Raw genomic sequence first — 4,012 nt, 5'->3', positions numbered from 1 at the left:
GGCGCACGCCGCGGTGACCACCGTGCGCAATCTGTCCCGCCGCAAGGAAGTCCCGAACGGCAACGGCACCTCCAACGGCAAGTCGGCTTAAAGCCCAGGACGCAGCATCATGACCAACGTCACGACTCCCAACGGCTTCAAGCTCGACAATGCCGGCCGCCGCGTCGTCGTCGATCCGGTGACCCGGATCGAGGGGCACCTGCGCGTCGAGGTCAATGTCGATTCGAGCAACGTGATCCGCAACGCGGTGTCGACCGGCACGATGTGGCGTGGCATCGAGGTGATCCTCAAGGGCCGCGATCCGCGCGACGCCTGGGCGTTCACCCAGCGGATCTGCGGCGTCTGCACCGGCACGCACGCGCTGACCTCGGTGCGCGCGGTCGAGAACGCGCTGAACATCAGCGTGCCGGAAAACGCCAACACCATCCGCAACATCATGCAGCTCGCGCTGTATGTGCACGACCATCTGGTCCACTTCTATCATCTGCACGCGCTCGACTGGGTCGACGTGGTGTCGGCCCTGAAGGCCGATCCGAAAGCCACCTCGGCGCTGGCGCAGTCGATCTCGTCGTGGCCGATGTCGTCGCCCGGCTATTTCAAGGATCTGCAGATCCGCCTGACCAAATTCGTCGAGAGCGGCCAGCTCGGTCCGTTCAAGAACGGCTATTGGGGTCATCCGGCCTACAAGCTGCCGCCCGAAGCCAATCTGATGGCGGTGGCGCATTATCTCGAGGCGCTCGATTTCCAGAAGGAAATCGTCAAGATCCACACCATCTACGGCGGCAAGAACCCGCATCCGAACTGGCTGGTCGGCGGCGTGCCGTGCTCGATCAATGTCGACGGCACCGGCGCGGTCGGCGCGATCAACATCGAGCGGCTAAATCTGGTGTCGTCGATCATCGACCAGACCGTCGCCTTCGTCGAGCAGGTCTATGTGCCGGATCTGGTGGCGATCGCCGGGTTCTATAAGGACTGGCTGTACGGCGGCGGCCTGTCGTCGAAGTCGGTGATGTCCTACGGCGACCTGCCGGAATACGCCAACGACTATTCCGACAAGAGCCTGATGCTGCCGCGCGGCGTGATCATCAACGGCAATCTCAACGAGGTGCTGCCGGTCGATCTGAGCGCGCCGGACCAGATCCAGGAATTCGTCACCCACTCCTGGTACAAATACGCCGACGAGGGCAAGGGCCTGCATCCCTATGACGGCGTCACCGAGCCGAACTTCGTGCTCGGCCCCAACACCAAGGGCACCCGCACCAACATCGAGGCGCTGGACGAGTCCGCCAAATACTCGTTCCTCAAGGCGCCGCGCTGGAAGGGCCACGCCGTCGAGGTCGGTCCGCTGGCGCGCTACATCATCGGCTATGCCCAGGGCAAACCGGAGTTCAAGGAGCCGACCGAAAAGCTCCTGAAGACGCTCGACGTGCCGGTCACCGCGCTGTTTTCGACGCTGGGTCGCACCGCGGCGCGCGGCCTGGAATGCCAGTGGGCGGCGCGCAAGCTGCGCGCGGCGCAGGACAAGCTGATGGCCAGCATCAAGGGCGGCGATCTGTCCACCGCCAATACCGACAAATGGCACCCGTCGAGCTGGCCGAAAGACGTCAAGGGCGTCGGCTTCACCGAGGCGCCGCGCGGCGCGCTGGCGCACTGGGTCAGGATCAAGGACACCCGGATCGACAATTATCAGTGCGTGGTGCCGACCACCTGGAACGGCAGCCCGCGCGATCCGCAAGGCAATATCGGTGCATTCGAGGCGGCGCTGCTCGACACCCCGATGGCCGATCCGAACCAGCCGCTGGAGATCATCCGCACGCTGCATTCGTTCGATCCGTGCCTGGCCTGCTCGACCCACGTGATGAGCGAGGACGGTCAGGAAATGGCGCGGGTCAAGGTGAGCTGACGCAACGGAGGCGACGATGACCACGGAAATCGCGCGAGTCCAGGGCGCCATCGACTCGGCCGGAGAACGCGCCCGGTCGTTGCAGACGGTCTATGTCTATCAGGCGCCGGTGCGGCTGTGGCACTGGGTCAACGCGCTGCTGATCGTGGCGCTGTGCGTCACCGGCTATCTGATCGGCTCGCCGCCGCCCTCGGTGCCGGGCGAGGCGATCGCCAGCTTCCAGATGGGCTACATCCGCTTCATCCATTTCGCGGCGGGGCAGACGCTGCTCGTGTTCTTTCTGCTGCGGGCCTATTGGGCGATCGTCGGAAACAAATATTCCAAGCAGCTCTTCTACATGCCGGTCACCAACCGGACCTGGTGGTGGGGTATGTTGTACGAATTCAAATGGTACGCCTTCCTGGTCAAGGATCCAAAAAAATACATCGGCCACAATCCGCTGGCGCATGTGGCGATGTTCACCTTCATGCTGTTCATGATCTTCATGATCTGCAGCGGCATGGCGCTGTACGCCGAGGGTCAGGGCATCGATAGCTGGCAGTACAAGCTGTTCGGCTTCATGTTCTGGATCTTCCCGAACAGCCAGGATCTGCACACCGTGCATCATCTCGGAATGTGGGCGATCGTGGTGTTCGTGATCGTGCACATCTATGCCGCGGTGCGCGAGGACATTCTCAGCCGTCAGAGCATGATCTCGTCGATCGTCTCCGGCGAGCGCCTGTTCCGCGACGATCTGCCGGATTGAGGTTGGTTGAAGTGGGTTTCTCCCCGTCATTGCGAGCGCAGCGAAGCAATCCAGAGGTGCGGTGCATGGAGCTGGATTGCTTCGTCGCTTCGCTCCTCGCAATGACGCATTGAAACGTGAGAATTCCATGACAGATGCGCCCCGCGTCCTGATCCTCGGTATCGGCAATATTCTGTGGGCCGACGAAGGCTTCGGCGTCCGCGCCGTCGAGGCGTTTCATCGCGCCTACGACGTGCCGGCCAACGTCACCGTGCTGGATGGCGGCACCCAGGGGCTGTATCTGGTCAACTTCCTGCAGGACCACGACCACCTGCTGGTGTTCGATGCGATCGACTACGGCCTCGAGCCCGGCACCCTGAAGCTGGTGCGCGGCGACGAGGTGCCGAAATTCACCGGCGCCAAGAAGATGAGCCTGCATCAGACCGGGTTTCAGGAGGTGCTGAGCGCCGCCGATCTGCTCGGCGCGGCGCCGCGCGAGCTGGCGCTGATCGGCTGCCAGCCGCTCGATCTGGAAAACTGGGGCGGGGCGCTGACCGAGCCGGTGCGCGCCCGTATCGCCCCGTCGCTGGCGATGGCCTGTGCAATTCTGGCGGAGTGGGGCATCGCGGTGGCGCGTCGCGCCGAACCGCTGCCCGAGGGCGCCGCGCTGCTGGCCAACGATCTCGACCACGACCATTACGAACGGCGCGACGCCGCCGCATCTCCCACGATCTGAGCGAGGAAACCGCATGACCCATCTGCTCCGCGCCGGTGCCGCCCTGATTGCGCTGCTCGGCTTGTCCGGCTTCGCTGAGGCTCACACCGGCGTCCACCTGATGGCGGCGGACGGCTTTGCCGCCGGCTTCGTGCATCCTTTCAGCGGCCTCGATCATTTGCTGGCGATGGTCGCGGTCGGCCTGTGGGCGTGGTCGCTCGGCGGCGCGGCGCGCTGGAGCGTGCCGGCGAGCTTCGTGGCGCTGCTGGCCATTGGCGCAACGCTTGGCGCGTCCGGCGTCTCGCTGCCGGCGGTCGAGCCGATGATCGCGCTGTCGGTGATCGCGCTCGGCGTGCTGGTGGCGCTGTCGGTGCGGGTGCCGACGGCGGCCGCGGCCGCGATGGTGGCGCTGTTCGGCCTGTTCCACGGCTATGCCCACGGCGCCGAAATGCCGGCGCTGGCGCAGCCGCTCGCTTATGGGGCCGGCTTCGTCGCCGCCACCGCGCTGCTGCACGGGCTCGGCCTCGCGCTCGGCGCCGCTCTGCCGCGGTTCGCGCCGGCGCGGTCGCTGCGTTTTGCCGGCGGCGCGATCGCGGCCGCCGGTGTCGCGCTCGCTCTGCCGCTGTGATCGCTCGGCGAGCTTGCTGCGCTGTGCGTCGGTCTTCCCATG

Annotated in this window: 4 protein-coding genes; all 4 read left to right on the top strand. The window is 65.3% G+C overall.

Annotation, left to right across the window (positions count from 1 at the left end):
* Positions 1–109: 109 nt before the first annotated feature.
* The 4 genes from DU475_RS23225 to DU475_RS23210 all read left to right on the top strand — a co-directional run bounded on the left by DU475_RS23225 (position 110) and on the right by DU475_RS23210 (position 3,970).
* On the top strand, positions 110–1,903 hold the full coding sequence (locus tag DU475_RS23225) for a nickel-dependent hydrogenase large subunit (RefSeq protein WP_142883862.1): 1,794 nt from the start codon (positions 110–112) through the stop codon (positions 1,901–1,903).
* Between the two features lie 16 nt (positions 1,904–1,919).
* Positions 1,920–2,648 carry a Ni/Fe-hydrogenase, b-type cytochrome subunit gene (gene cybH / locus DU475_RS23220; RefSeq protein WP_013500330.1) on the top strand — a complete coding sequence of 243 codons (729 nt, stop codon included), beginning with the start codon at positions 1,920–1,922 and terminating at the stop codon, positions 2,646–2,648.
* Between the two features lie 127 nt (positions 2,649–2,775).
* Positions 2,776–3,363, top strand: a complete 588-nt coding sequence (locus tag DU475_RS23215) for a HyaD/HybD family hydrogenase maturation endopeptidase (RefSeq protein WP_013500331.1) — start codon at positions 2,776–2,778, stop codon at positions 3,361–3,363.
* Between the two features lie 13 nt (positions 3,364–3,376).
* Entirely contained in the window at positions 3,377–3,970 is a 594-nt protein-coding gene (locus DU475_RS23210; RefSeq protein WP_164633456.1) for a HupE/UreJ family protein, read from the top strand.
* Positions 3,971–4,012: the final 42 nt, after the last annotated feature.

Origin of the sequence: Rhodopseudomonas sp. WA056 (assembly GCF_010906995.1) — a bacterium.
In the GTDB taxonomy this organism is placed as follows: domain Bacteria; phylum Pseudomonadota; class Alphaproteobacteria; order Rhizobiales; family Xanthobacteraceae; genus Rhodopseudomonas; species Rhodopseudomonas palustris_G.
The sequence above is the reverse complement of the archived record's forward strand: the minus strand, read 5'-3'. Positions and strand labels throughout refer to the sequence as shown.